32 protein-coding genes, 1 tRNA gene and 1 pseudogene are annotated in these 20,283 nt (G+C 51.7%); 1 reads left to right on the forward strand and 33 read right to left on the reverse strand.

Annotation, left to right across the window (positions count from 1 at the left end):
- Positions 1-8: 8 nt before the first annotated feature.
- The 7 genes and pseudogenes from CYR55_RS05410 to CYR55_RS05440 all read right to left on the reverse strand — a co-directional run bounded on the left by CYR55_RS05410 (position 9) and on the right by CYR55_RS05440 (position 6,947).
- The gene (locus CYR55_RS05410; protein WP_101815132.1) at positions 9-440 is read right to left on the reverse strand and encodes a hypothetical protein; all 432 of its coding nucleotides are present in this window, start codon (positions 438-440) and stop codon (positions 9-11) included.
- A 3-nt stretch (positions 441-443) separates the two neighbouring features.
- Positions 444-1,631, reverse strand: coding sequence for a DUF2213 domain-containing protein (locus CYR55_RS05415; protein WP_101815133.1), 1,188 nt, complete (start codon positions 1,629-1,631; stop codon positions 444-446).
- Between the two features lie 71 nt (positions 1,632-1,702).
- On the reverse strand, positions 1,703-1,891 hold the full coding sequence (locus CYR55_RS05420) for a hypothetical protein (protein WP_146000952.1): 189 nt from the start codon (positions 1,889-1,891) through the stop codon (positions 1,703-1,705).
- A gap of 679 nt (positions 1,892-2,570) precedes the next feature.
- Positions 2,571-3,437, reverse strand: a pseudogene (locus CYR55_RS23940) (phage minor head protein); the annotation flags it as partial.
- 37 nt (positions 3,438-3,474) lie between these two features.
- Positions 3,475-4,908 (reverse strand): DUF1073 domain-containing protein, encoded by a 1,434-nt coding sequence (locus CYR55_RS05430; RefSeq protein ID WP_420912721.1) that lies wholly within the window; start codon positions 4,906-4,908, stop codon positions 3,475-3,477.
- A gap of 10 nt (positions 4,909-4,918) precedes the next feature.
- Positions 4,919-6,382, reverse strand: a complete 1,464-nt coding sequence (locus tag CYR55_RS05435) for a phage terminase large subunit family protein (protein WP_101815136.1) — start codon at positions 6,380-6,382, stop codon at positions 4,919-4,921.
- The gene (locus CYR55_RS05440) at positions 6,369-6,947 is read right to left on the reverse strand and encodes a terminase small subunit (protein ID WP_101815137.1); all 579 of its coding nucleotides are present in this window, start codon (positions 6,945-6,947) and stop codon (positions 6,369-6,371) included. The genes CYR55_RS05435 and CYR55_RS05440 overlap by 14 nt, the downstream gene beginning before the upstream one ends.
- 21 nt (positions 6,948-6,968) lie before the next feature.
- Here CYR55_RS05440 and CYR55_RS05445 point away from each other — a divergent pair, with 21 nt between their 5' ends.
- Positions 6,969-7,247 (forward strand): hypothetical protein, encoded by a 279-nt coding sequence (locus CYR55_RS05445; protein WP_101815138.1) that lies wholly within the window; start codon positions 6,969-6,971, stop codon positions 7,245-7,247.
- 159 nt (positions 7,248-7,406) lie between these two features.
- Here CYR55_RS05445 and CYR55_RS05450 read toward each other — a convergent pair whose 3' ends face one another.
- The 26 genes from CYR55_RS05450 to CYR55_RS05575 form a co-directional block, all read right to left on the reverse strand.
- Entirely contained in the window at positions 7,407-7,604 is a 198-nt protein-coding gene (locus CYR55_RS05450) for a hypothetical protein (protein WP_101815139.1), read from the reverse strand.
- A gap of 153 nt (positions 7,605-7,757) precedes the next feature.
- The gene (locus CYR55_RS05455; RefSeq protein WP_101815140.1) at positions 7,758-8,171 is read right to left on the reverse strand and encodes a cell envelope integrity TolA C-terminal domain-containing protein; all 414 of its coding nucleotides are present in this window, start codon (positions 8,169-8,171) and stop codon (positions 7,758-7,760) included.
- 112 nt (positions 8,172-8,283) lie between these two features.
- The gene (locus tag CYR55_RS05460; protein ID WP_101815141.1) at positions 8,284-8,826 is read right to left on the reverse strand and encodes a Rha family transcriptional regulator; all 543 of its coding nucleotides are present in this window, start codon (positions 8,824-8,826) and stop codon (positions 8,284-8,286) included.
- Between the two features lie 201 nt (positions 8,827-9,027).
- Entirely contained in the window at positions 9,028-9,291 is a 264-nt protein-coding gene (locus tag CYR55_RS05465; protein ID WP_101815142.1) for a hypothetical protein, read from the reverse strand.
- A 144-nt stretch (positions 9,292-9,435) separates the two neighbouring features.
- Positions 9,436-9,723, reverse strand: coding sequence for a hypothetical protein (locus tag CYR55_RS05470; protein ID WP_101815143.1), 288 nt, complete (start codon positions 9,721-9,723; stop codon positions 9,436-9,438).
- On the reverse strand, positions 9,720-10,064 hold the full coding sequence (locus CYR55_RS05475; RefSeq protein ID WP_101815144.1) for a DUF7940 domain-containing protein: 345 nt from the start codon (positions 10,062-10,064) through the stop codon (positions 9,720-9,722). The genes CYR55_RS05470 and CYR55_RS05475 overlap by 4 nt, the downstream gene beginning before the upstream one ends.
- Positions 10,061-10,603 carry a glycoside hydrolase family 108 protein gene (locus CYR55_RS05480; RefSeq protein WP_101815145.1) on the reverse strand — a complete coding sequence of 181 codons (543 nt, stop codon included), beginning with the start codon at positions 10,601-10,603 and terminating at the stop codon, positions 10,061-10,063. The genes CYR55_RS05475 and CYR55_RS05480 overlap by 4 nt, the downstream gene beginning before the upstream one ends.
- Positions 10,600-10,821 carry a hypothetical protein gene (locus CYR55_RS05485; protein ID WP_241522088.1) on the reverse strand — a complete coding sequence of 74 codons (222 nt, stop codon included), beginning with the start codon at positions 10,819-10,821 and terminating at the stop codon, positions 10,600-10,602. Before CYR55_RS05485 ends, CYR55_RS05480 begins: the two co-directional genes overlap by 4 nt.
- Before the next feature lie 76 nt (positions 10,822-10,897).
- Positions 10,898-11,290, reverse strand: coding sequence for a hypothetical protein (locus tag CYR55_RS05490; RefSeq protein ID WP_101815147.1), 393 nt, complete (start codon positions 11,288-11,290; stop codon positions 10,898-10,900).
- Positions 11,291-11,482: 192 nt separating this feature from the next.
- Positions 11,483-11,558, reverse strand: a tRNA-Phe gene (locus CYR55_RS05495).
- 240 nt (positions 11,559-11,798) lie between these two features.
- Positions 11,799-12,206 carry a type II toxin-antitoxin system HicB family antitoxin gene (locus CYR55_RS05500; protein WP_101815148.1) on the reverse strand — a complete coding sequence of 136 codons (408 nt, stop codon included), beginning with the start codon at positions 12,204-12,206 and terminating at the stop codon, positions 11,799-11,801.
- A gap of 48 nt (positions 12,207-12,254) precedes the next feature.
- Complete coding sequence (locus CYR55_RS05505) at positions 12,255-12,431, reverse strand: type II toxin-antitoxin system HicA family toxin (RefSeq protein ID WP_101815149.1); 177 nt, start codon at positions 12,429-12,431, stop codon at positions 12,255-12,257.
- 298 nt (positions 12,432-12,729) lie between these two features.
- Positions 12,730-13,341 carry a hypothetical protein gene (locus CYR55_RS05510; protein ID WP_101815150.1) on the reverse strand — a complete coding sequence of 204 codons (612 nt, stop codon included), beginning with the start codon at positions 13,339-13,341 and terminating at the stop codon, positions 12,730-12,732.
- Complete coding sequence (locus tag CYR55_RS23835; protein WP_206604030.1) at positions 13,338-14,381, reverse strand: phosphoadenosine phosphosulfate reductase domain-containing protein; 1,044 nt, start codon at positions 14,379-14,381, stop codon at positions 13,338-13,340. The genes CYR55_RS05510 and CYR55_RS23835 overlap by 4 nt, the downstream gene beginning before the upstream one ends.
- The gene (locus CYR55_RS05520; protein WP_101815151.1) at positions 14,378-14,977 is read right to left on the reverse strand and encodes a recombination protein NinG; all 600 of its coding nucleotides are present in this window, start codon (positions 14,975-14,977) and stop codon (positions 14,378-14,380) included. The genes CYR55_RS23835 and CYR55_RS05520 overlap by 4 nt, the downstream gene beginning before the upstream one ends.
- Positions 14,970-15,110, reverse strand: a complete 141-nt coding sequence (locus tag CYR55_RS05525) for a protein NinF (RefSeq protein WP_165699529.1) — start codon at positions 15,108-15,110, stop codon at positions 14,970-14,972. Before CYR55_RS05525 ends, CYR55_RS05520 begins: the two co-directional genes overlap by 8 nt.
- Complete coding sequence (locus CYR55_RS05530) at positions 15,094-15,411, reverse strand: phage protein NinX family protein (protein WP_101815153.1); 318 nt, start codon at positions 15,409-15,411, stop codon at positions 15,094-15,096. The genes CYR55_RS05525 and CYR55_RS05530 overlap by 17 nt, the downstream gene beginning before the upstream one ends.
- Complete coding sequence (locus tag CYR55_RS05535; RefSeq protein ID WP_101815154.1) at positions 15,408-15,575, reverse strand: NinE family protein; 168 nt, start codon at positions 15,573-15,575, stop codon at positions 15,408-15,410. Before CYR55_RS05535 ends, CYR55_RS05530 begins: the two co-directional genes overlap by 4 nt.
- The gene (locus tag CYR55_RS05540; RefSeq protein ID WP_101815155.1) at positions 15,566-15,775 is read right to left on the reverse strand and encodes a protein ninH; all 210 of its coding nucleotides are present in this window, start codon (positions 15,773-15,775) and stop codon (positions 15,566-15,568) included. The genes CYR55_RS05535 and CYR55_RS05540 overlap by 10 nt, the downstream gene beginning before the upstream one ends.
- Positions 15,772-16,215, reverse strand: a complete 444-nt coding sequence (locus tag CYR55_RS05545) for a YbcN family protein (protein ID WP_101815156.1) — start codon at positions 16,213-16,215, stop codon at positions 15,772-15,774. The genes CYR55_RS05540 and CYR55_RS05545 overlap by 4 nt, the downstream gene beginning before the upstream one ends.
- Positions 16,216-16,217: 2 nt before the next feature.
- Positions 16,218-16,397 (reverse strand): hypothetical protein, encoded by a 180-nt coding sequence (locus CYR55_RS05550; RefSeq protein WP_101815157.1) that lies wholly within the window; start codon positions 16,395-16,397, stop codon positions 16,218-16,220.
- Between the two features lie 151 nt (positions 16,398-16,548).
- Positions 16,549-17,304, reverse strand: coding sequence for a hypothetical protein (locus CYR55_RS05555; RefSeq protein ID WP_101815158.1), 756 nt, complete (start codon positions 17,302-17,304; stop codon positions 16,549-16,551).
- A gap of 2 nt (positions 17,305-17,306) precedes the next feature.
- On the reverse strand, positions 17,307-17,462 hold the full coding sequence (locus CYR55_RS23505; RefSeq protein ID WP_165699530.1) for a hypothetical protein: 156 nt from the start codon (positions 17,460-17,462) through the stop codon (positions 17,307-17,309).
- A 35-nt stretch (positions 17,463-17,497) separates the two neighbouring features.
- Positions 17,498-18,886 (reverse strand): replicative DNA helicase, encoded by a 1,389-nt coding sequence (locus CYR55_RS05565; RefSeq protein WP_101815301.1) that lies wholly within the window; start codon positions 18,884-18,886, stop codon positions 17,498-17,500.
- Between the two features lie 2 nt (positions 18,887-18,888).
- Entirely contained in the window at positions 18,889-19,701 is an 813-nt protein-coding gene (locus CYR55_RS05570; RefSeq protein WP_101815160.1) for a replication protein, read from the reverse strand.
- Positions 19,702-19,885: 184 nt separating this feature from the next.
- Positions 19,886-20,224 carry a hypothetical protein gene (locus tag CYR55_RS05575; RefSeq protein ID WP_101815161.1) on the reverse strand — a complete coding sequence of 113 codons (339 nt, stop codon included), beginning with the start codon at positions 20,222-20,224 and terminating at the stop codon, positions 19,886-19,888.
- Positions 20,225-20,283: the final 59 nt, after the last annotated feature.

Consider the following 20,283-nt stretch of genomic DNA (forward strand, 5'->3'; position numbering starts at 1 on the left):
GGTGCTCCTTACTTGAACACAACGCGAATCAGATCGCCGGCTGCCGCGGTAGTGGCCCGATCTTCCTCGACATAAGCAAATACAGCAGCACCATCAGCTACTGCAGTGATACGGCCACTCGCCACGGCAACCGGCTGACCTTTGGTATAAGTGCCGGCAGCGGCACGCACATTCAGAAACAGCCCTGGTAACGGCTGGATCGCCACAACGTGTTCACCGACCGCAATAGCATCATCAACACCCATGCAGCGCAGGTAATCCATGTTCGCCACGTACAGAATTGCGCTTTCAGCGCCTGCTACAGATGCGGTGAACTTACCCGCATCAAAAAAGCCGATGGTGCCAGGCAGGGTGACTGCCGCCGCGGCACCTTCACGGTTGAGAAGCGGGTTCGGGAAGATGCCGCCCGCATGAATTACATGCTTTCCATCTTTAGCCATTTTTTACTCCGGCATTTCGCTAAGGGATTGAGTTGAGTTGACCTGGCGGAATGCACCATTCAGGCCGGTAGAGGACTGGCATTGCGCATAGAGGCCATCCAGCGCCGCACCATCAAGGGCGTTGACTGCGACATCATCCAAGCCGAACTTGGCTTTTACAGCTGTACGCTTTTCGCCCTTTTCTTTGTCGGCGTTAACAGCCATGCCGCTTTCAATAGTGCTCAGCTTTTCAGCAAATGGTTTGAACCACGCCGGCGCTTCATCTGAGTTAGTTGCGGCCTTTTTATCGGCCTCTTCTTTCTCTTTTTTGGCCTTCTCGTCAGTCTCAGCCTTTGCTTTGGCATCGTCTGCAGCCATCTGGTTGTAAGCGTCCATCAGCTCTGCATCAGACTTACCTTCAACGTCGATGCCTTTCGCTTTCAGCGCATTGGTGATGAGTTCTTTCATCGGGTTTGCTTCCTCTTTGACGGAATTGCTGTTGGCGCTGAAAAACGCCTTGAGCTGGTTAAAAAATGATTTAAATGTGGGGTCTTGCGGTGGGTCGAAATCAGGCGTGTTAGCCTCGGCCAGGTTGACGACCTCCAGTTCTTGCTCGCTGCCATCGGAGTTAACAAAGATGCCAACACCTTCTTCAGGTGTGCCGGCACCGGGCTCATCCAGCAAATTGGCAACGTGGTCAAACATCATGTTGGTGACGATTTCCCGATACTTCTTGCCCTTGGACTCACCGTTGGCGGCAATACCCGAGTACAGAAGCCCAGTTGAAATGTGGATGGGCTCAACGTTGTTGCCTGCTGCCATCTCATCCAGCCGGTTAACAAGCCGCGGGCCTTTCTCGGTGGCTTCTGCATAGCGGCGATCGACATACATATCACCAGTTACCTTGCCGTCTTTGTGCTCGACGTTCTGCAACCACGCTCCGATGTGATATTCGTTTACCGCTTGCACATCACGGGCAGAGACATGTTTGCCATCTACCTTCGGGTGACCAAGCGGCATTGGGGTGCGCTCAAGGGAGCGATACCCTTTGGCGATTTCTGCTGCCGTGTACAACTTGCCGTTCATTACGATGTCGTCAACGATAGGCGTGACGCCGCGCACCACAATGTGTGGTCTGCCGTTGATGGTCTCGGTTGTGATGTTTGAAGCGGAGTTGACGACGGACAGCACGTTAACGCGATTGCGCTTCATGCTGTGTCCTCATAGTGGGTTACAGGCAATAAAAAAGGCCGCCGAAGCGACCTGTATTAGAGGGTGTCTACCTAATAGCCTTCAAAGCTACCGTGCTTTTTTTGGTACATGACGTACATAAGCTTAACGTTGTCTACCAGGGCCTTTTCAACTGGATCAGATGTCTTATCTGCTATCGCTTGTAGCTTTTCGATAATGTCATCTGGCACAGGGCGTTGCTCAGCAAGCTCATTTGCCTTTTTTAAGTTCGGCCACATCATTTTCTTCCAGCCATTTCAGAATCGGTGGGTAAATCCGGGCTCTGTCTTGTTTGGCACCTGCCACATAAAGAGAGAATGACTCAGCGAATAACTCCCGGTGGTTTTTCCCGGCATAATCGCTGAGCACTAAATCCCATCCCCGTGCACGCGCCTCGATAGATAAAGCCTCTAGGACATCGAGCTTTTGATAATACACATGATGCCCGACTTCATGCGCCACCGTCCCGCGAATAGATTGCACTGTCGAATATGGCAGGGAACCCATGGCTAAAAGCATAGGCGTTATTGCTTCTGAATCTACGGCATCTGCAACTTTGCTTAATGCAGCAGCTTTGTAATTTTCCTTCAGCGCACCTTTGCTAATAGCATCCCATGTCTGCTCACTCAAGGTGATAGCTGGGATATGGATGCTATTCGTTGAGCTGTCAAAAGCGCCCAGGCCACCCAGATTCAAATCACCCACCTTTTTCACCGGAGGAAGGTTGAAACGGGTGAAGGCTTCACTCATGGTGTTTGCCACAGTTTTTGCAGCCTGGATGTCAGTACCAGCCGGGAATACGACATTCTCGCTAACCCGCCCACGCATCCAATCTTCGATACCCGCTACACTTTTCCCTGCTTTAATCGGGACAGTAGCAATGTCGATTACAGGCTTGTCCATGAAATCGATGCTGCTGGCCCACTGTCTACGTTCCTGCCCAAGCTTTTCAACCAAGCCAGGGTTAACCACCTTTCCATTATCGCCGACAATCACCGGTATCTGACTGCAATAGCAGCGATAGCGGTTACCATTGACGGCATAGAAGGCCTCAACCTCTTCAGTGGTGTACGTGTTGCCATGCCTGGCTGCATGCCATCTGCGTGTCGTCGGCTTCAGTGCAGAGATCCAGAGCAACCTGGTATTCAGACCCAGTCTTTCTCTGGCCCAATCAGTCTCAAGCCATTGGGCTTTACGCAGTGCGCCGACCTGCTCTGTCTGAGCTATGTTCTTGGCTCTGTCCATAGACACATCAAGGCGTTTACTAATGATACCCGCGGTTTCTCGCGGGTTAACACCACGCCCGATTGAATCTGATATCACATTAGCCAGGTCAGCGCGGGCTGCATCACTCAGGCCGCGCCAATCGCTATAGGTAGAGACATAAGCTGCAGCAATCTGGTTCTGGTAAGCCGGGCTGCTGAGCAGCTGTTGCAGCGTTGTCTGCTGCCCATATACCGAGGACTGCACAGAGAGATTTGTGAATGCTTGCTTGGTGCCTCGTTCGTACTCAGCGGCGACATAAGACAAAGCCCACAGGTTCTGGCTGCCACCATCAAGTAAGTGGTCATCCAGGATGACCTGCACCCGCTCCAGCAAGTCAGCCAGCTGGGCCGCTGACATGTTGTAGATGTATGTGCCGGCGTTCACCTGGTAAATCACGTTACCGTGCACAGCATGACTTTGCTGACCGTTAACCTCTCGCTTTCGACCTGTCATCCGGGCATCAAGCAGTTGCCGTAGTGCCAGCTTAATCTGGTAATAGCGGCTCTCAATGTCGCGGAACATGCGGTTGACTGACTTGGATGACTGGGTGGGGTCTGCTTTATTGCGGGGTATTACCGGTGTCCGGATTAGCTTCTGGGTCGTCACTTAGCGGGTCTCCGGGAGGTGGCTCAGGCGGTAACTCATCTTCTGGCAAAGGCTCAAGCTCACCTGCTGCACGCACTTCGTTTTGCGTAATCGCCGGTGTGCCATATGCCAGTTGAGTTTTCTGCGCCACGTCTGCTAGTGCCTGCATGTTGCCGATCTTCTCTTTCTCGCTTGGTGCGAGCAGGTCAGACCATGCCAGTGTCACCTCACCGGATGATGGCGCGTCAATCACACCCATTGTCCAGAAGCGCTCCAGCACACTTTGAATCACGGCTGTCTGAAAGCCCCAACGGCGGCCATTGCAGCGTTTAGCCCAGTCTGATTTATCTTCATCAGAGGCAAGGCGCCCGGTTTGCTGGCCGAAGAGGATGGTGAACGGACACTGAATTGACGACGCGAACTCGTTAGCTGTGACTGTCCAGGTTGGCGCGGGATCTGCAGCTGCGACAGAAAGAACCGATGTAGTGCCAGACTGCGTTACCAGTGCGGCATCCGTACCTTGGTTGAGCCTGGCCATCTTGTCATTCATGGCTTCGCCAAGGTTTTCGTAGCCCGCTGCTTTGGCCTGCGCAGCAATAGTGTTCATGTCTGTAGTAGAGTCGAAAGCAATACCCAGCTGGCGACTGGCGTTCTTCAGGAAGCCTTCAGCGCTCCCGCCTGACACTTTCTCAAGGTCGAGCAGCTTGTTGTAACCAGCGCGGAGGTAAGGGATGCCAGACAGCATGTTTTCATCTTCAGAACCTTCACACAGGATGATGATGCGATCAGGATGGACCGTAACACCCCGAACGGGGCCGTATGTGCCATCGTCACCAACCGGCTGCTCATTGAAGTTGTAGGAAACGGGCTGCCCATACGTTTCAGAGAGCGTGTCAGTATCGAAGTTGCCAGGCTTAATCTGTGATTCCCATGCTGGGATAAGCTTGACGATCGCCTTCTCTTTCAGGCGAGAGACAACGGTTGTATCTACTGGCTGGCTCCACTCCCGCCCATCACGAAACTGGATCAGCAGCGCTGAATAGCGGCCTACCAGATTGCGGCGGTCAGCATCCTTGATTTTGGCCCAGTGCTTGTTCAGTAACTTGGTGACGGCCTTTTCCCATGGCGTAGTCTGTGTAGACTCTTTCTCTTCGTCGCCATCAACGATGGTCGGTTTGTCTACCCAGCACGAATCCAGCAGCTTATGTACTGCGGCATACGCCACGGCATTACGCTCATAGGCACGGTAGTAACGGTCGAACTCAAGGTTGTCCGGGTAGCCGAACTCATCCCAGAGCTTTGTACGCTTCGTGTTGCCGGGCTGACCGGCATACAGCATCCGCTGCCGCCCTATCTCATGAGCGAGGGCGTTTACGAGGAATTGCTCCCCGCTGCTTAATTCACTCACTGAGTGCTCCTTAGAAGAAGATTGCGCCAGGTGTCTGGCCGCTGAGCTCTGTCATCGCCCAAACAAGCGCATCGAGGCGGTCAGGTGATTTCTTTGCTGTGGTTGGTACGTACTCCATCTGCTGATTTTCCAGCTGATAAAGGTTGCCTCGGTGTGCAACACGGCCTTGTGCATAGAGCGCTGATATAGGTTCAGCGCGTGCAAACTTACCCTTACTGGCATGAACGCGGATGATGCGCTCCCGGAAGCCGGCATTACGCAGCGTTTCTTCTGCCATGTCGCCTCCTTGGTTTGTTTCAATCACGATGGCGTCTGCATCATGCTGCTTGTAAGCATCCATAGCACGGGTTGCCCAGCCATTGGGTGAATACTTGCCGCTATAGTCACCGTCTGCAGAATATTGCTTCCTGTCACCCGTGCCATAAACGCTGGCTGCAACGATGCCTGTTTCATCACTTTCATCGCTGTTGGTGGCTTGCGGGTCGATTGCTATTACCGTACGTGAAAGCGTCTCGATGATGTTGAGCGCGTGCGCAGCGGCAATCATGTCCTCAGTCCACAAAGCCCCCTCAGCATTAAACCTGCGTGGGCATTGCATGTACTGCGCTTCAGCAGTGCGACGATGTGAAAACAGTGATACGCGGTGGGACTCGTTGTGCTTGAAAGGCCAAAGCCACCCATCAGGGAGCTTGTGCTCAATCGGTATTGCGTGGGTGTTCTCTGGGTACTGCTCCGTATAGCTGAGTGAGTTGTCGATGATTACCGGCAGATTGAGATGATGCCAATGCTCACCGCTACCACCCCGCAGCAGATAGCCGCTCAAGTCGTGATAGTGGATGCGCTGCATTATCACAATCATTGGCGTTGTCTCTATCGCCAGACGTGATTTGATGGTTTCGTTAAAACGGTTATTCACACCATCACGAACCGTTTCGCTGTAGGCATCATCAGGCTTAACCGGGTCATCGATGATCAGGGCGCCCTGCCAGCCTGGCTCCATATGCCCGGCACGAAAGCCGGTAACCTGGCCGGCAGCTGAAGATGCATAGACACCGCCGCCGTGCTCTGTCCACCACATAGCCTTACTATCGGCATCATCTCGTAACACCATGGGCCACATAGCCTGATAGGCCTGCGATTTGACCATGCTGCGTGCAGTTGAAGAATTCAATAGCGCCAGATTGTGTGAATAAGACAAGTGCATAAAGCGGGAGCGATTGTTTAATGAAAGGCCGCGTCCCATCATGTTGATAGTCGCCAGCTCGGTCTTCGTATAGCCTGGAGGAACGTTGATGATCAGGCGGTTAATCTCACCATCAATTACTCTATCCAGGGTCTGTTGAATCACCTTGTGATGAGGGGCAACAATCATCTTGCCGCCAGTGCGCTGCTTGAAGAAATAACGGGAGAAGTACAAGCCATCTTCTTCACACTCTATCTTGCGGGCATAACTCCGCTGCTCAACAGTCGTCATCCTCCAACATCTCCCGTCGAGCCTGCTTATATTCGTCTTTGCTTAGTACCGCGGTCTCAATTGGACCGCCGTTTTTACCCGTATGTTCATGAGTAGCCTGCTCTTTGAAAGCCATAACAGATACATGCTTACCAAGCAGTTCAAGGTTCTTCACCTTATCCGGCCACTTAATCTTTTTCAGGATGCCAGCCAGTTCTTTACCACCATCCTCGCCGGTGTAATCAAACATCTCCGCAAGGTCGAACCCAGAGATGTATCGGCGCCAGGATGAGGGCCATTCGGTTACTGGTTTCAGCGACAAGTCATCCCGGACAATGTCCAGGACGTCCATTTGATCTATCTCTACGAGGCGCCGCAGTACGTAACTTGCATCAATGTTAACTTGCTCATTGCGTTGTGATTTGAGATCGGCAATTCTGTTTTGGATGTCAGGTTTTGACAGGTTCTCGGATGCGGTGCGATTCGCTGTCTTCTCGCTGTACCCCGCCCGAATGGCCGCTTGCGTGGCGTTCAAATCGATGAGGTACTCGCGACAGAACATTTCTTGTTTGTCGGTGAGTGCCATGTTTATTCCAGTGAGGGTAAAATGGTTGATTCAATGCATTACACAGTAAGGAAAAAATACCAATTTAAGGTTAAGAATCTAAATGCGTACTTATTTGAAAGCGACGGCGGTGGGTGGTTTTCCGCTGTACGCTCGCCTGATGATGTGTGCTTGGAAGTTGGTGATGTTATTAAGCATTACAGTGCCAATCAATGGCGTGACAAAGAAGAAAAGACGCTTACGATCGACCCCGACCTGAAGTGTTCTACCTATCAAGAAGCGGATGCTAAATTTGCAGCGTGGGTTGATGAAGATTCATAGTTTTATCCATTTCTCCTCAAAATAGGATACGGGCCTCTGTGTTTGGGTTAACCCGTATCCATACAGTCTTTCCACGAGCATGATGAAAAAATTCCGAGTTAGTGCTGGAGCTGCCTTTTAATGTTTTTTCCAATAAAAAACCGCCCGGAGGCGGTTTCATTATTTGGCTAGAGCTTCCTGTATAGCGTCAGCTATCTTGGAAACATGCTTTTCAACACTCTCAGCATCATGGGCTAGCGAACCTGAACCAACAGAAGCTTTTATTATTTCGACAGCAGCCTGCACCGCTAACAATCTTTGAAATTCCTTCTGAGTTACCCCATTCGGGGTGGTTTTCAGAAAATAATTCTCTAACATCAAAACCTCCTTTTCACAAATGGAGGCTACAGATTATCGCTAAGGCTTCTTTTAGTGAACAGGAATTAACCATTATCAAGCTCACCCGCAGATGAGCTTTGTGATGGCAATAAAAAACTTTCCAAAGGCGGTTAATCATAACTTCCGCAGCCGTTATGGTGCGAAATGTACCAATATATCGTCTTTTAGGCCTACTGGGCGCATTGGAAACGTGTCTGATTCGGCGGCTTGTTTTATTGCTTCAATAGCAGTAGCACAAAGCTCTGGATCCCCACCTTGCGCTTTTATACTTACAGGAGGCTTACCCTGTGGCTGCGTGATGGCTAAGTCGCAAACCTTCCCATGGTAAGTTTTTGCGTCAAAAAAACGGTATTGAATGGCAGTATGAACTTGGCAATACCAAACAATTATTTCACGCTTTTCACTGACAGTGGAATTTTGTGATTCACAGTAGCTCTTGATTTCTGATGCGGTTGGAAACTCTGATCTTGGTGTAAGCCCTCGAGTAGTATGAGTTTGACACCCGAACAGTGTTAAGGCCGCAATGACGCAATATGCTTTTCTCATGTTAACTTCCCTGTAGAACATTTCGATTTTTATATCACTTCTATTGAGTCATGGGTAGAAATGACATGTGGAAATCATCATCAGGCGCACTCGCAAATGCGCCTTGTGATGGCTACAAGTCAGGCCGTTCATCGTTGAACAGCAGGCCAGGCTGTGCAATCTGCATGATGTGGTCATGCTCAACTGCAAGCACGCGCTTCTCTTTCTTACGCTCATTCATCAGACGACTGCCAATGGTTCCTTTCAGCTTTGAACGGGTTTCTTTAATAGCGAATCGATGCTGCAACTCTTCGCCCATGGCCTGCCGCTGAATTAGTCGGGTTGTCATCCAGTTAAACGCCGAGATATAGCTTTCTTTGATGGCAGTAGCAGCCTTTCCAGTAAAGCCCATCACGAGCATCATCCAGCCGTCTTTAGTAATGCTATACATCAGGCGCATTTCACCTTTACGGTCGAGATATTCAACGGGCTCAAAATTGAGCCGGCTAAAATCCGGTGAGCACTCACCTTCAAGGCGCTTAATTGCTCTCAGTACGTTTTTGTGTGCCTTTCCAAAGTACTCAGCAACCTTAAGGGAGGTTGTTACGACTCGGTCACCCGATGGCATAACCATGTCATGGAAATTGAAGGCAGGAATAACTGACGGATTATTCATGGTCGATTCCTTTTAGGAAGATGAGCCTGTCGCACAGAACAGCCGTCACCCGAGAGGCCGCCATGATGCCAACGGTTGTTCTCAGGCTCAGCTTTCTGAAAGGCTCGGGTTATTGTTTGCGCGTGCGAGGCGCATAAAAAAGGCCCGCATTCATATGCAGGCCTATGGTGCTCGTTGTACGCTAGGGTCCGATAAGTTTATTTACAGGTACTTCTGAGCCAGTGCCTTTAGCTCGTCTTTCGCAGCAGCACCCAGTTGGGCAACGCCCTGCTCTACGAAGCTGAATGCAGCTTCAAAGTCTTTAACGCCGGTCTTTACTTCAGCCACTGGAGTGGATTCAACAACAGGCGTTTCAGTAGTGGTTACGGTGTCAGCAACAGGGGCTGTTGCTGTATCGGTGGTGATCGTGTCAGTCACGGTAGGTTCCTTTGTCTCTTTGGTGAGTAGCCATTTGAGCGGGTTCATTTCTTTTCTCCGCAAAGGCGGTCGTATAAATCGTTGTGGGCGTTGATAGCCCGGACGGTGCGGATATCCATTAGCTCTGAGTCTTTGCCGTGGGTGTAGATAGGGCTGAAGAGTGTGCAACTGGAATCAACGGTAACCGTGGGGCTAGTCGTCTGAGTTGTAGCGTGAGGAGTGCAGCTTGTTGCGGCTAGCAGCATCACTGAGAGCAGCGTTAGTCGTTTGAGCATCTTTAGCCACCTGTGCATTTTCTTTCTGCTTTTCAGCAACAGCTGATACCTGAGCAGACTCGACCTTAGCCGCGGTTACGTCAGCTTTAGCCTGCGTCTGTGTGGTGCCAATCTTCTTGCCACCGAAGTAACTCGCAACCAGCGCAACCACAACGGCGAGACCGGCAAGAATCTCTGACCACCATCCGGAGAGGAGTGCTGTCATGGTTGCGCGTCCAGTTGCTGTTTCTGGTTGAGTAGCTTCCGCTGACGGATGAACTGTGCTAAGACAGCCATCACCATCAGGAATGAACCGATGATGCTCAGGTAATTTGGGGGCAAGAACGACTTAATGTCTGGCGGCAGCATGTTCCAGCCGGTGAGTGCGGCATCAGGGATGAGCTGCATTGCGGCACTTAACGCTGCGCCAGCACTCCCCAGCCACACTGACCACGCTTTGAATAGCAGCTTGGCATGAGCCACAAACTCCAGATTGGTGTATTTGCGGATGAGAAGAACGCCGATAATTATCGCCAGGACAATCAGGAGCCAGATGAGGAATGTCATAGCTCTACCCTCTGCTGAATCCAGCCATAAACAAACGTCTCGTTAGCCGCCCTGCCTTCTGCAAGCTCGATATACCGGGCGCCCTGAAGGCTGTTCAGTGCCTTGAGCATCACGGTGACACCCTCATGACTACGGGCTGTAATGAACGCCCGCAAAGCAGTGATGGTGCGTGGGCCAATCTGGCCGTCTGCCACAATGTCCGGGTACAGCGTCGCCTGCTGATTGAATACATTCAGGCATCGTTGGAGAAACTTAGCCGCTACTGCCGGCCCCATGTTTACGCCGGTGTCGCAAAGCTCTGCCGCAATCTGCGGTGACAGCGCATTGACCTGATCGAACCGTGGACCAGTCCAGTAATCAGCCTCAAGAATGCTCAGCGCCTGCTGTCGTGACAGGTTCTTCATGTCGCCGGTGTAGCCATGCGCCCGGGCAACCGCTTCAGTGATTCCCCAGTTGGTCGCGCCTCCTTTGTCGTTGGGGTTGTTTACGTAACCCCCTTCCTTGCCGAGGATTTCGTTAAAAATGTCGTCTTTCGTCATTTCCCTTCATCCTCTTTGACTACCTGCTTCACCTTGTCAGCGGTCTTATTGGCTGTGCGGTCTGGCAGGGAATCGAGTTTCTTCTGAAGGTCGGCCACCTGATTACTCAGTTGCTCAACCTTTTCATCACGGCGTTCTGCGGTGATGCTGTAGTACTGTCTGATGGCCTCTACTCGCTCATTGGTTTTGCTGTTGAGGTAGGCGAAGATAATCGTCATGACGATTGATAATACGCATAGGCCAAGCAACACCCTGCCCACAAAGAACATGCGCTTGTGTGCCTTGGGTATCTCGCTATTGGGTAGGTGCATCGCTGTCGTCCTCCAGAGTGGCGATCAGCCGAGTGACTTCATTCCTGAATCGGTCGTTACCTGAATTGCTCGCTTCTGACATCGCCAACAGGATGCCCAGGGCGTTCTTGATCAGCCGGAGGTCTGTCTCCAGGGTGGAGATGCGACGAATGTTTTTATCGTGTCTGTCGCGGAGGTCGTCGTTTTCCTTTCGGAGCAGCTCATTGCTCTCTTTCAGCAAAACAACCTGCTCTTTGTAGCTGGAGATAATCTCTCCACCCGCCCTGTTGGTGGTAACGATTGAAGCGATGCCCGCAATTAAGGGCTTCCAGAAAATTGCCACCGCCCCGCCGCCTAGCAGCAGAGCGCTGATACTTGTGATTAAGCTATTCTCCATGCCTGACCTCGCTGATCAGATACAGGAGTGATGTGAGTGTGTTTTGCATGGCCGTCTCCGGCAATCCCGGCAAGACCGGCACTATTGCTGTTGAAAGAAATAAAAGAGCGCTTCAGCAAAGGCACACGATTCGGGGAAATCCACTGAGCGCTGAAAAAGAAAAAAGGCCGCTCTATGGCGACCTTTTGAAATTGGTGGAACCCGATGGAATCGAACCATCTCCTAATGCTCTTCAGGCATCCGCGCGAACCATCTACGCCAGAGTTCCTTTGTCAGGCGGTTAACGCCCGCCCACTACGGTTGTGATGGCCGGCGCTGATCTCCGGCTCAGTCTTTGACCATAGAGTTGCATCAACCTGCAAATTCACCACAACGGAAAGAGCACTGCTGTTTGCCGGGTCTATGGATAATCTTTCAAACCATCCCCGCAATGCGTCGCAATGCCCTTACCTGTTGCGCTGAAACGAAAAAGGCCGCCCGTAGGCAGCCTTTGAAGAAGGGAATGAAGTCAGGCAGCAGTTATTTCCAGCCGCTTACCTAGCGCCAGGAGCGCTTTCTGTATTGTGTCGATTTTAGTGCTATGACTCAGCGATACAATGCGCTGAACTTCCTGCGGGCGCGTATCAATCAGCCTGGCTAACTCCGCATTAGACACACCCTGTTGAACCAACGTGTTCAGCAGAAGCACCTTCGCAGCGACGCTGGCCGGCACTTCAACAAATGCTTCACCCTCTGTTGAGGGGGCTGGGATCTCCCGCCGGTCTTCAAAGTAGAAGTCAAACGCCGTTACCAGAGCGTCTTGCGCCATTGATAGCGCTTCTTCTCTGGTATCACCACCGGTCATTGCTTCTGGGATGTCGGGGAACAGCACCGCACATCCCGTTTCATCACAGTCGAACGTTACTGGATATCGCATAAATGATTAAGTGAATCTCCGCGAGTACCAGCCCCGAGGGGCTGGTTTTTATTTCAATCCGAGTTGCTTGAGAATCACTTTTCTCAGCGGCTCCGGTATCTCTTTCCCCGGATGCCTCGGCATTATCGTCTGCTTGCCGTTGAGGAAGATTTTTAGATGGTTTGTTCCATCTTTAAACTCCGCTCCCTGACCAGCAAGCCAACGTCTGAACTCGCTTTGCTTCACTTCTCCTCCTGTCTGTTTAAGTTGAGATAAATATAAACATTTTTGTTTATACCGTCAACAGGAAGATGAACATTTTTGTTTATAATATTCGCCGCAACGTAAAGCTGTCTGTTTCACAACACGAGTACATCGCTAAGCGATAACACGTCAGGCAGCTTGTCTGTTGCGCAGAAATGCAAAAAGCCCCGAGCTATTAACTCAGGGCTTAAATTCTGTTGCTCAACGACTTTTGTCACGAGCATAGCAGGAATGTAGCAGTTTCATTTCGCCAAATCAATTTATTTTCATTTTATCCGTTTTACGCCGCAAAATTCATCCTGATCGCCTCACGTTCTTCCATTATCGCGTTAAAGACACTGGCCTCCAGAAGCTCCCTGCACCATTTAATTCTTCGCCATGCTGACTGAGCATCAATCCCCGTCAGCTTGGATAACTCCATAGCAATGTCTTGCGAGCATTTGCGATCACAGTAGTATTTAATGGCTACATGTCGAATCGGGTTAGCCGGTTCGAACAGTCTGCAAATAATGGCTTCCACATAGTCGGCATCTTCTTGTTCGTTGGCGCGGTCGAGAAGATTGCTGATTGAGTTCTGCGGGTTGATTAACTGCTGTGCTTTCAGAAATAGCTCGTTGCCGGTGTAACCTTGCTTATGCAGGTTATTAACCACCTCCATGATTCTCTCGCTCTCCCTGTCGTTCCAGCTCTGGCGGATCATCAGTCTGCCAATTACGCTTGATGCCCCTGCCGGCCCTTCATTGCCACCGTATTTGCTGCCCCATACATCGAGGATGCACCGTACCCAGGCGGATTGCAGCGGGGTGATTAACTTCACTGGTTTGAGGTAGCGCTTCTTCAGGTCTGATTTACGCATTACCTGGGCGAGTTGTGCGAGTGCTTCGCTCTTCATGCTGCTTCCTCCTGATTAAATAAGTCCATCTGTGTACTGTCTGCGATAAAGGCCTCACAGCTTTCTGAGCAGGAGCCTGTGTCATAGGCTTTATTGCCTTTGATGGTTGTGGCTATATCTTCTCGGCTCATATGGCTAAACAGTGATTCGATGGTTTCGAGTGAATGAGAATTGCGGTACATGCTGGATATTGCAGACTGGCGGTTGCTTAGCTCTCTGACCTCTTCAGAACGGATAGCAGCATTGAACTGAGCGAGAAGCTCTGGTGCATCACGCATGGCCAGCGCTATTTTGCTGAGGCTCTTCTTAATGCAGAAAACGCAGTTACCTAGGTGTTCCTCGAGCTGCAGGTTGAACGGTTGTTTCGCCCACCAATTCAGAATGTCTTCCTTATCGAAATCACTCACCTCTGCCAAAAACCTTTGGTTAAGGCTTCTCATTTTCATGATGCGGTCACTGATGCGGCGGGCATTTACTGTATCCAGAAGGTATCGATCACTGAGATGCTCAACCATCAGTTGCTGATTCCCTTTCTCGCTCAGTTCCTGATAGAGGCTGCGGATTTCAAAGTCATCCATTTTCATTCGACGAAGCACTGATAAAATCTCTTGCCCCCAGATACGAGCAGGTTCATCTGCTCTCATGCCTAGCCAGGTGGTGTAATTGCCTTTACCGAATTTTTCATTGCAGTACTTTTGAAAGGGACCAAGCTTCATTCTGTCTGTGCAGAACGGGCCAGTTACGTACGGGAGTCCGTATTTTTTCATCATGCGCACCCAAGGGGTCATGTCATGCTGGATATCTGCAACGTCGACGACCTCATAGCTGTTTGCTCTGCCCAGCTCGTTATTCGGGACAAGTCGCAGGCATGTCAGGTTAATCTGCCAGTTCTGAACAACCTCACGGATGAAATCGTAAGTTTTAGGATGCTCTGCGCCGGTATCCATAAAGATGAATTGCGTCTCTGGATCCAGCTCCAGCATCGTTCTAACTAAAAATGCAGATGTGCGCCCACCGGAAAAGCTGACAACGTTAATCATGCTGCCTCCTGTCGATGTTTTATGAGTTCACGCAATTTCTTTCTGTAACGCGCTCTGAGTGTGTCGAGTTCTTCGCGGATGTATCGGTGAGGGTCGCTGTCAGATTCGAGCGCTATAACGCGCTGGAGGCCAATTTTCGCTATCAGGTTGATGCGGTATGGCCCGATGTTTCCGGAGTGGTGGGTATTGCAGGCTGCACACTGCAAATTGCAGTTATCTTCGTTAAACCTGAGTTGTGATGCTGCCGCTGTCGTCCGAAAATGACCAGCGTGATAGCTGACTGCCGTTGTGCTGCCGCAGCTGATGCAGCCCTGCCCCTCATCCCTTGCCCGAATGTAGTCGTTGAATACGCGCTGGGTCATGTTCATCCAGTGGCTTAACGGCTTCACATCGGCTTTGCGCTTGTTCCACTCTTTTCGCTCCTCCCGGTGTTGCTTACGGGCTTCACGCGCGGCTTTCTCTTCTCCCTTGAGGCGGGTGAATTCGATAGCGCATTTGTAGGAGTGGCAGACTTTCTGAGTGGTAGAGCGAGGGGTGTATTCAGTGGAGCATATCGGGCAGGTTCGGGCTTTCGGCGGCTTGGTGCCTTTAGCCATCGTCATCCTCCCCTACTGCATAGTTGGGGTCGGTCATCTCAAACCAGTCAGCGCAGTTCTGGCAGCAGTAGGTTTCGTCAGCTTCCAGTTTCAGGCCGCAGTGGGCGCACACTGGTTCAGGCTGCTTTTGCATAACCGGCCTCCTGCATTGCCAGGAAAGCTTCCATGACTGCGCGAGGTAATTGGCTGGCATGGGTTTCAACGCTGATTCTACTCTCCCGGATAATCAGGCCGGCATCAGTCCATGAGTTGCACGGGTCGAACCGGTTGGGCCCATCACCGAATCCACGGGTCACCAGAAGCGTGGTGCCGTTCAGGTCGTACTGAATCGACTCCCGGACATCCTTCACGGAGTAGGCGTTGACCATCTTCGCGCCCAGAGCGACGGCGACCGCTTTGTTAATTTCGTAGTCCGACATTTCGCTGTAGTTCACTTCCTGCTCCTTACACGCAGCCAGCGCTTAGCCATGAGCGGCCAAACGGGGTCATAGGTTCTGATTTCTGAGGTTGAAGGTTTTGGCTTGGGGTTACTGCGGGAACGCTTTGGGGGGATGAAAATCAGGTTATCAAGGGCTCGCTGGGTCAGGCTTATTTGCATGGCTTCGCCTTATTGTGAGCACCTCGATTGCCCTGATTTACCATCAGCACGCCGTTGATGATGGCGTGACGCTCGGGCTTTGTGTCTTTGTGATACTTCTTCACTGTGGTGCGATGGGTATTAATCATCCGGGCTACCTCAGTGATATTCCCGCGAGTCTGTATCAGCAGCTCAGGGATGGTCTGGATTGTTACGTTCATGCGACCTGCTTTTGTTTGAGTTGGCTGTATTCGCTATCGGCCGGCACAGTCAGCCTGCATCCGACATTGAGCGCCCAGCCCTCAACCTGTGTGAGGTAGTGGTGCATGTCGGCAGTGTCGAGGTCTGCTGTGTGGCGTAGCGTCTGGATAAGGGTCTTCTCACCGGTAATCACATCGACCATCTCCCGCTGCTCATAACCGAGATAGGTGTGTTTCATCGCATCCTTCACCCACTCTGGAGACGCAAAGGCTTTGCCACGCTTAATGAGATAAGCGCTTAGCTCTGCGTACCACATGTGCTGTAAGGAGTTCTGAGGGATGCTGCGTTGGTCGCGCCATTCGGTGATTTTGATGCGCCAGCGTTTGCCGGAAGAGACGAGTTCGAAAATTTGCTTAGTGAATTGACCCAGGGTTGTTTTGTGTAGGCAAAAGTCCTGCACGGTTACCTCCCTTCGTTTGTCTCCACGTAGTCGAGTACCAGGTTGTGGGCTTTGCTGAGCAGCAGGTCTAACGTGTGCTGTTGATGCCCGCCTTCACGCACCAACTTCAGGGCCTGGTTGATGTACTGCTGAGCCTCTGTGAGTTGGCGGTAGGGACGCAGTGGGATGACGTCGGCTGTCATTGCTTCTCTCCGTGTTTCCGGATAGCCATGATGATGCAGGCAGTGCATAACCACATGGTTCCAATGATGATTTGTAGAGGGTCATCGGCAGCCATCCCATAACCCGTAATGGGTGCACCGATAATGGCGAGGATGTAAGGCATCAGTTCTCCTAGACTGCCAGTTGCAGTTGCATGTTGAATCGGTCTCGCTGCTCACAGTAATGCAACGACCCTGGACTGTTATGTGACTCGATCCGCTCGACCATCAGCGCCGCTCGCGTCTCTTTTGATGCTGGCGCGTATGCTCCTGACCACGCCTTGTCGATGCCGATGTTTCGGGCAACGTTAGTGCTGTCAGCACTAGCCAATGGAAGCTTTGTGAATATCAGAGGATTAAGCATCCGTAGGCCGTGAAGTTTGGCAATCGGCTGCCCGTAATCATCAGTGACGTGGCGGATCAGGTCTTTCATTCTCGCCACAGCTAGGTTTGGCCGCTTAACGTCGTACTCTCCACAGCTGCCAATAGCCACTCGAGGAAATTCATTGCAGAGGCGGATAAACCGCTCATCGCTTTCGTTCATATGCCATACGGGTACGCCATAAAACTCGCCATGCGGCCATTCATCCAGCAATGCTTCGTTCTCTGACTCGCCGCCGTCGATAACGTCCGGGATGATTGCGAAATCGAAACCTGGATGGTTTTTCCATCGCGCCACGAATTCGTAATAATCCTTCCAGTCGATTTTGTTTCGGCCAGTTGCTTTCCATGCAGTGAATGCGCCATTGTCTACGGCGAAAGACTGGCAGAACTCAGCGGCGAGGTTGATTTGACTGGCGTGGGCAAAGGAGATGAAAGCATGACGACCTTTCCAAGCTTTTATGGCGCAGGTGTCCGGGGTTATGGGGCCGCCGTGATAATGCAACATAGTTAGTCCCCCTGCTTGCTGCGGGCTAGCCATGCCTGCCAAAAGCCATACTTGATGTGCGGTACAGCGTCGGTATATTTTGAAGACTCAAGATGCTTGTATTCAGCGTCCCACCAAGCTTCAAACCGCTCCCTTTCCTGTTCATCGTTGTTTGCCATATTGTCCTCCCCGCTTATGTTTTTTCCCGGCTGGCTCATACGTTTGCCCCTCTCGTATAGCGACGCCCTTGAGGTTGGTCATCGTTCTGTCGGCCACGACAAATGCTCTCTGCCTCAGCCTGGTCAGTTGGTTTGAAGTGACCGTTCTTGAACTCCTGGAACACGGTGCCAAGCTGGCCGAATCGGTTTTTGGTGACGATGATTTCTGCGTACCGTGCGGCAGGTGACTCTTCGTCATAAACCGCTTCCCGGTACAGCATGATGATGCTGTCGGCGTCCTGCTCGATGCTGCCGGAGTCGCGCAAGTCGGCATTGGTTGGGCGCTTCTGGCCTTTGGGGCGCTTCTCTACGTCACGTGAGAGTTGGCTCAGCGACATGACAGGCGTCTTCAGGTCTTTCGCCATACGCTTGAGGCTGCCGGAGATATGCGCGATAGCAAGGTCATTACGGTCAGCCTTCGGTTTGTCGATGAGGCCAAGGTAATCGACCATGATCAGCGACAGTGCCGGGTGGTTACGCTTATGCCGTTCCGCGATGGCTCTGATTTGCTCAACGCTCATCTTGCTGGCGTCAACAATCCAGACATCCAGATTCATCAACTGGCCGATGCCGTGCGATACCCTCGCCCATTCTTCATCGCCCATCTGTGCCGGATTCCTTAGCGCTGAAACCGGCAAGTTCCCGGCACCGGCCACCTGACGTTCGACAATCTGGTTGGCATCCATCTCCATGCTGAACATCAGTACCCCGCGCCTCTGGTCAGCACCCGGCAGCTTCTGGTTTGCTACGCCCTGAGCAACGGTAAGCGCAAACTCTGTCTTACCCATCCCGGGGCGAGCAGCCACAATCACCAGGTCGACGGGGTTGATGCCGCCGGTGATAGCGTCCAGCTCGGGAATACCAGTCTTCAGGGTATCGGAGTCTTCGCCCTGACGAACTCGCTTATCCAGCAGCTCACCGTAGCCTTCGAGCACCGTCTGGATGTGCATCGGCCTCACCTCATCGCCCGGGCGCTCAATGTCGCTCAGGGATGCCATGAAGTCAGCGATGGCGTTCATGGCCATCTCATGATTTTTGCAGGTGGTTACAGCTTGCTGGCCTTGCTCAAGGAGAGCGGTGAATTTGCGGATCTTCGCGTTATCAGCAACAACCCGGGCGTACCCTTTCAGGTTGGCTGCGCTGGGACAGGAGCGCATAGTCGTCATGACATTCGCAAAGTGCTCATCGCCCATCGCCTCAGCGACCATCAGGCTGTCTATCAGGCTTCGCTGCTTGGCCTGCCGCTTGATTTCACGGTAGGTCTCCCGATAGAAGTGGACCGAGAAATCCTCTTCGTCCAGGGTAGCCAGAACGTCGCTTGCATCTGGGGTGTAACCGCTAATCAGCAGGCCGCCGATTACGCTGGCCTCAATGTCGGTGTTAATCATCAGAGTGTTCCCTCACGTACTTTGGTCAGTGTCTTGCGTTGCAGCAGATAATCGAGCGTTGCTACCCATTCCCGGTCGTTGTCTCCGAAATGGAACGGCCTCGCCTGCTGCATGAAGGCGTTCACGTAAGCACGGAAGCCTTCAGCGGTTGGCGTAGCCAGGGAGGTAACGAGGGTTTTCATCTTGCGCTTGCGCTCATCGCTCAGCTCTACAGCGTGGGGGAGCTTGTCACCGACGATTTCGTTGTAGGCGCTCATGCAGGCTCCGTAGTCGATGCGGGTGGGTTTTCGTCTTTCAGGTTTGACCTGCTGAGCGCCAACACCCGTGAGGGGGTTGGGGGTGTTTTCTTTTTTCTTTTGTATATTGTCTTTTGTGGTTAGCAACTTCTGCGAAGGTTCGTTAGCGACTTCTGCTAAGGTTTTCTTAGCAGGTTTAGCTAATGTTTTGCAGAATCCGTTATTCTTGGTTTCCCACTCAGAAACGTTGGTATTCATGCCGATTTTCCGGCCTTCTTGAAGCAAGACTTTCTTCCTGATAAGCAGGTTCTTAGCCGTTGAACAGTGAGTGTGATGCTTGCCTATCATCTCCTCCAACTGCTCATTGCTGATCCAGTCCATCTTCTTGCTGAAGCCGTATGTCTTCCGCCAAACGGCAATGACGATACAGAGTTCAGTTTCGCTCAGCCCAGAAGCCATCGTTGCATCGAGCAGTTCGTTAGCTAAGCGAGTGAACCCATCTTCAAGCTGCGCCACTCTACGCTCCACGGCCTCTACAGACGGCCTCTGGTAATCTGATAACTTAACGACGCCCATTCTTCACCCCCGCCTTAGCCAGCCTGTAAACGCCAATGAGACGCTCTGCGAACGCCTTGTTGTTAGCTGCTGCAACAACCAGCCCGTCTGGTGAATCTTGGTGTCGCCACTCTTCTTGTGCTTTGAATATTCTGCGTTTTCGCATATAATTACCTCGTTGAAATGAGCAAGTTTCAATGCATTACTAAGCGTCGAAGCTGTTAGCGCAGCTCGGCGCTTTTTCTTTGGTTATCTCCAACTGCAACTTTGCGAAGTTCATCGCCGTTGACATGAGCCAGCGGTATTCCTCCAGAGATATTTTCTTTTCTCCACGCATGACAAAATCCTCTACGCCACTTGCGGCGAGAGTTTCCATGAGTTCTGGGAATTTTTCGGTTCTGCGAAGGACTGTTGAATCCGCTACGTTAAGCAGCTTTGCAACCACGGTTTGACGTGTATTCGATAGCGCCTGATGCGCGGTAGCCAGGAGATGACGACCGATAAATACGACGGTGCTCGATTTGCGTGTTGTTGCGTTTTCCATTTGAGATACTTTCCGTATTGAATAAGTAGTTGATTAAGTGGTAAACCGGTTAAGGATTC

This window comes from Chimaeribacter californicus (assembly GCF_002858675.1).
Taxonomy (GTDB): Bacteria; Pseudomonadota; Gammaproteobacteria; order Enterobacterales; family Enterobacteriaceae; genus Chimaeribacter; species Chimaeribacter californicus.

What these genes read in the sequence shown, in the direction of transcription:
- CYR55_RS05410 (WP_101815132.1), bottom strand. Translation starts at nt 440, where the DNA reads ATGGCTAAAGATGGAAAGCATGTAATTCATGCGGGCGGCATCTTCCCG.
- CYR55_RS05415 (WP_101815133.1), bottom strand. Translation starts at nt 1,631, where the DNA reads ATGAAGCGCAATCGCGTTAACGTGCTGTCCGTCGTCAACTCCGCTTCA.
- CYR55_RS05420 (WP_146000952.1), bottom strand. Translation starts at nt 1,891, where the DNA reads ATGATGTGGCCGAACTTAAAAAAGGCAAATGAGCTTGCTGAGCAACGC.
- CYR55_RS05435 (WP_101815136.1), bottom strand. Translation starts at nt 6,382, where the DNA reads ATGACGACTGTTGAGCAGCGGAGTTATGCCCGCAAGATAGAGTGTGAA.
- CYR55_RS05440 (WP_101815137.1), bottom strand. Translation starts at nt 6,947, where the DNA reads ATGGCACTCACCGACAAACAAGAAATGTTCTGTCGCGAGTACCTCATC.
- CYR55_RS05445 (WP_101815138.1), top strand. Translation starts at nt 6,969, where the DNA reads ATGGTTGATTCAATGCATTACACAGTAAGGAAAAAATACCAATTTAAG.
- CYR55_RS05450 (WP_101815139.1), bottom strand. Translation starts at nt 7,604, where the DNA reads ATGTTAGAGAATTATTTTCTGAAAACCACCCCGAATGGGGTAACTCAG.
- CYR55_RS05455 (WP_101815140.1), bottom strand. Translation starts at nt 8,171, where the DNA reads ATGAGAAAAGCATATTGCGTCATTGCGGCCTTAACACTGTTCGGGTGT.
- CYR55_RS05460 (WP_101815141.1), bottom strand. Translation starts at nt 8,826, where the DNA reads ATGAATAATCCGTCAGTTATTCCTGCCTTCAATTTCCATGACATGGTT.
- CYR55_RS05465 (WP_101815142.1), bottom strand. Translation starts at nt 9,291, where the DNA reads ATGAACCCGCTCAAATGGCTACTCACCAAAGAGACAAAGGAACCTACC.
- CYR55_RS05470 (WP_101815143.1), bottom strand. Translation starts at nt 9,723, where the DNA reads ATGACAGCACTCCTCTCCGGATGGTGGTCAGAGATTCTTGCCGGTCTC.
- CYR55_RS05475 (WP_101815144.1), bottom strand. Translation starts at nt 10,064, where the DNA reads ATGACATTCCTCATCTGGCTCCTGATTGTCCTGGCGATAATTATCGGC.
- CYR55_RS05480 (WP_101815145.1), bottom strand. Translation starts at nt 10,603, where the DNA reads ATGACGAAAGACGACATTTTTAACGAAATCCTCGGCAAGGAAGGGGGT.
- CYR55_RS05485 (WP_241522088.1), bottom strand. Translation starts at nt 10,821, where the DNA reads ATGACGATTATCTTCGCCTACCTCAACAGCAAAACCAATGAGCGAGTA.
- CYR55_RS05490 (WP_101815147.1), bottom strand. Translation starts at nt 11,290, where the DNA reads ATGGAGAATAGCTTAATCACAAGTATCAGCGCTCTGCTGCTAGGCGGC.
- CYR55_RS05500 (WP_101815148.1), bottom strand. Translation starts at nt 12,206, where the DNA reads ATGCGATATCCAGTAACGTTCGACTGTGATGAAACGGGATGTGCGGTG.
- CYR55_RS05510 (WP_101815150.1), bottom strand. Translation starts at nt 13,341, where the DNA reads ATGAAGAGCGAAGCACTCGCACAACTCGCCCAGGTAATGCGTAAATCA.
- CYR55_RS23835 (WP_206604030.1), bottom strand. Translation starts at nt 14,381, where the DNA reads ATGATTAACGTTGTCAGCTTTTCCGGTGGGCGCACATCTGCATTTTTA.
- CYR55_RS05520 (WP_101815151.1), bottom strand. Translation starts at nt 14,977, where the DNA reads ATGGCTAAAGGCACCAAGCCGCCGAAAGCCCGAACCTGCCCGATATGC.
- CYR55_RS05525 (WP_165699529.1), bottom strand. Translation starts at nt 15,110, where the DNA reads ATGCAAAAGCAGCCTGAACCAGTGTGCGCCCACTGCGGCCTGAAACTG.
- CYR55_RS05535 (WP_101815154.1), bottom strand. Translation starts at nt 15,575, where the DNA reads ATGCAAATAAGCCTGACCCAGCGAGCCCTTGATAACCTGATTTTCATC.
- CYR55_RS05540 (WP_101815155.1), bottom strand. Translation starts at nt 15,775, where the DNA reads ATGAACGTAACAATCCAGACCATCCCTGAGCTGCTGATACAGACTCGC.
- CYR55_RS05550 (WP_101815157.1), bottom strand. Translation starts at nt 16,397, where the DNA reads ATGACAGCCGACGTCATCCCACTGCGTCCCTACCGCCAACTCACAGAG.
- CYR55_RS05555 (WP_101815158.1), bottom strand. Translation starts at nt 17,304, where the DNA reads ATGTTGCATTATCACGGCGGCCCCATAACCCCGGACACCTGCGCCATA.
- CYR55_RS23505 (WP_165699530.1), bottom strand. Translation starts at nt 17,462, where the DNA reads ATGGCAAACAACGATGAACAGGAAAGGGAGCGGTTTGAAGCTTGGTGG.
- CYR55_RS05570 (WP_101815160.1), bottom strand. Translation starts at nt 19,701, where the DNA reads ATGGGCGTCGTTAAGTTATCAGATTACCAGAGGCCGTCTGTAGAGGCC.
- CYR55_RS05575 (WP_101815161.1), bottom strand. Translation starts at nt 20,224, where the DNA reads ATGGAAAACGCAACAACACGCAAATCGAGCACCGTCGTATTTATCGGT.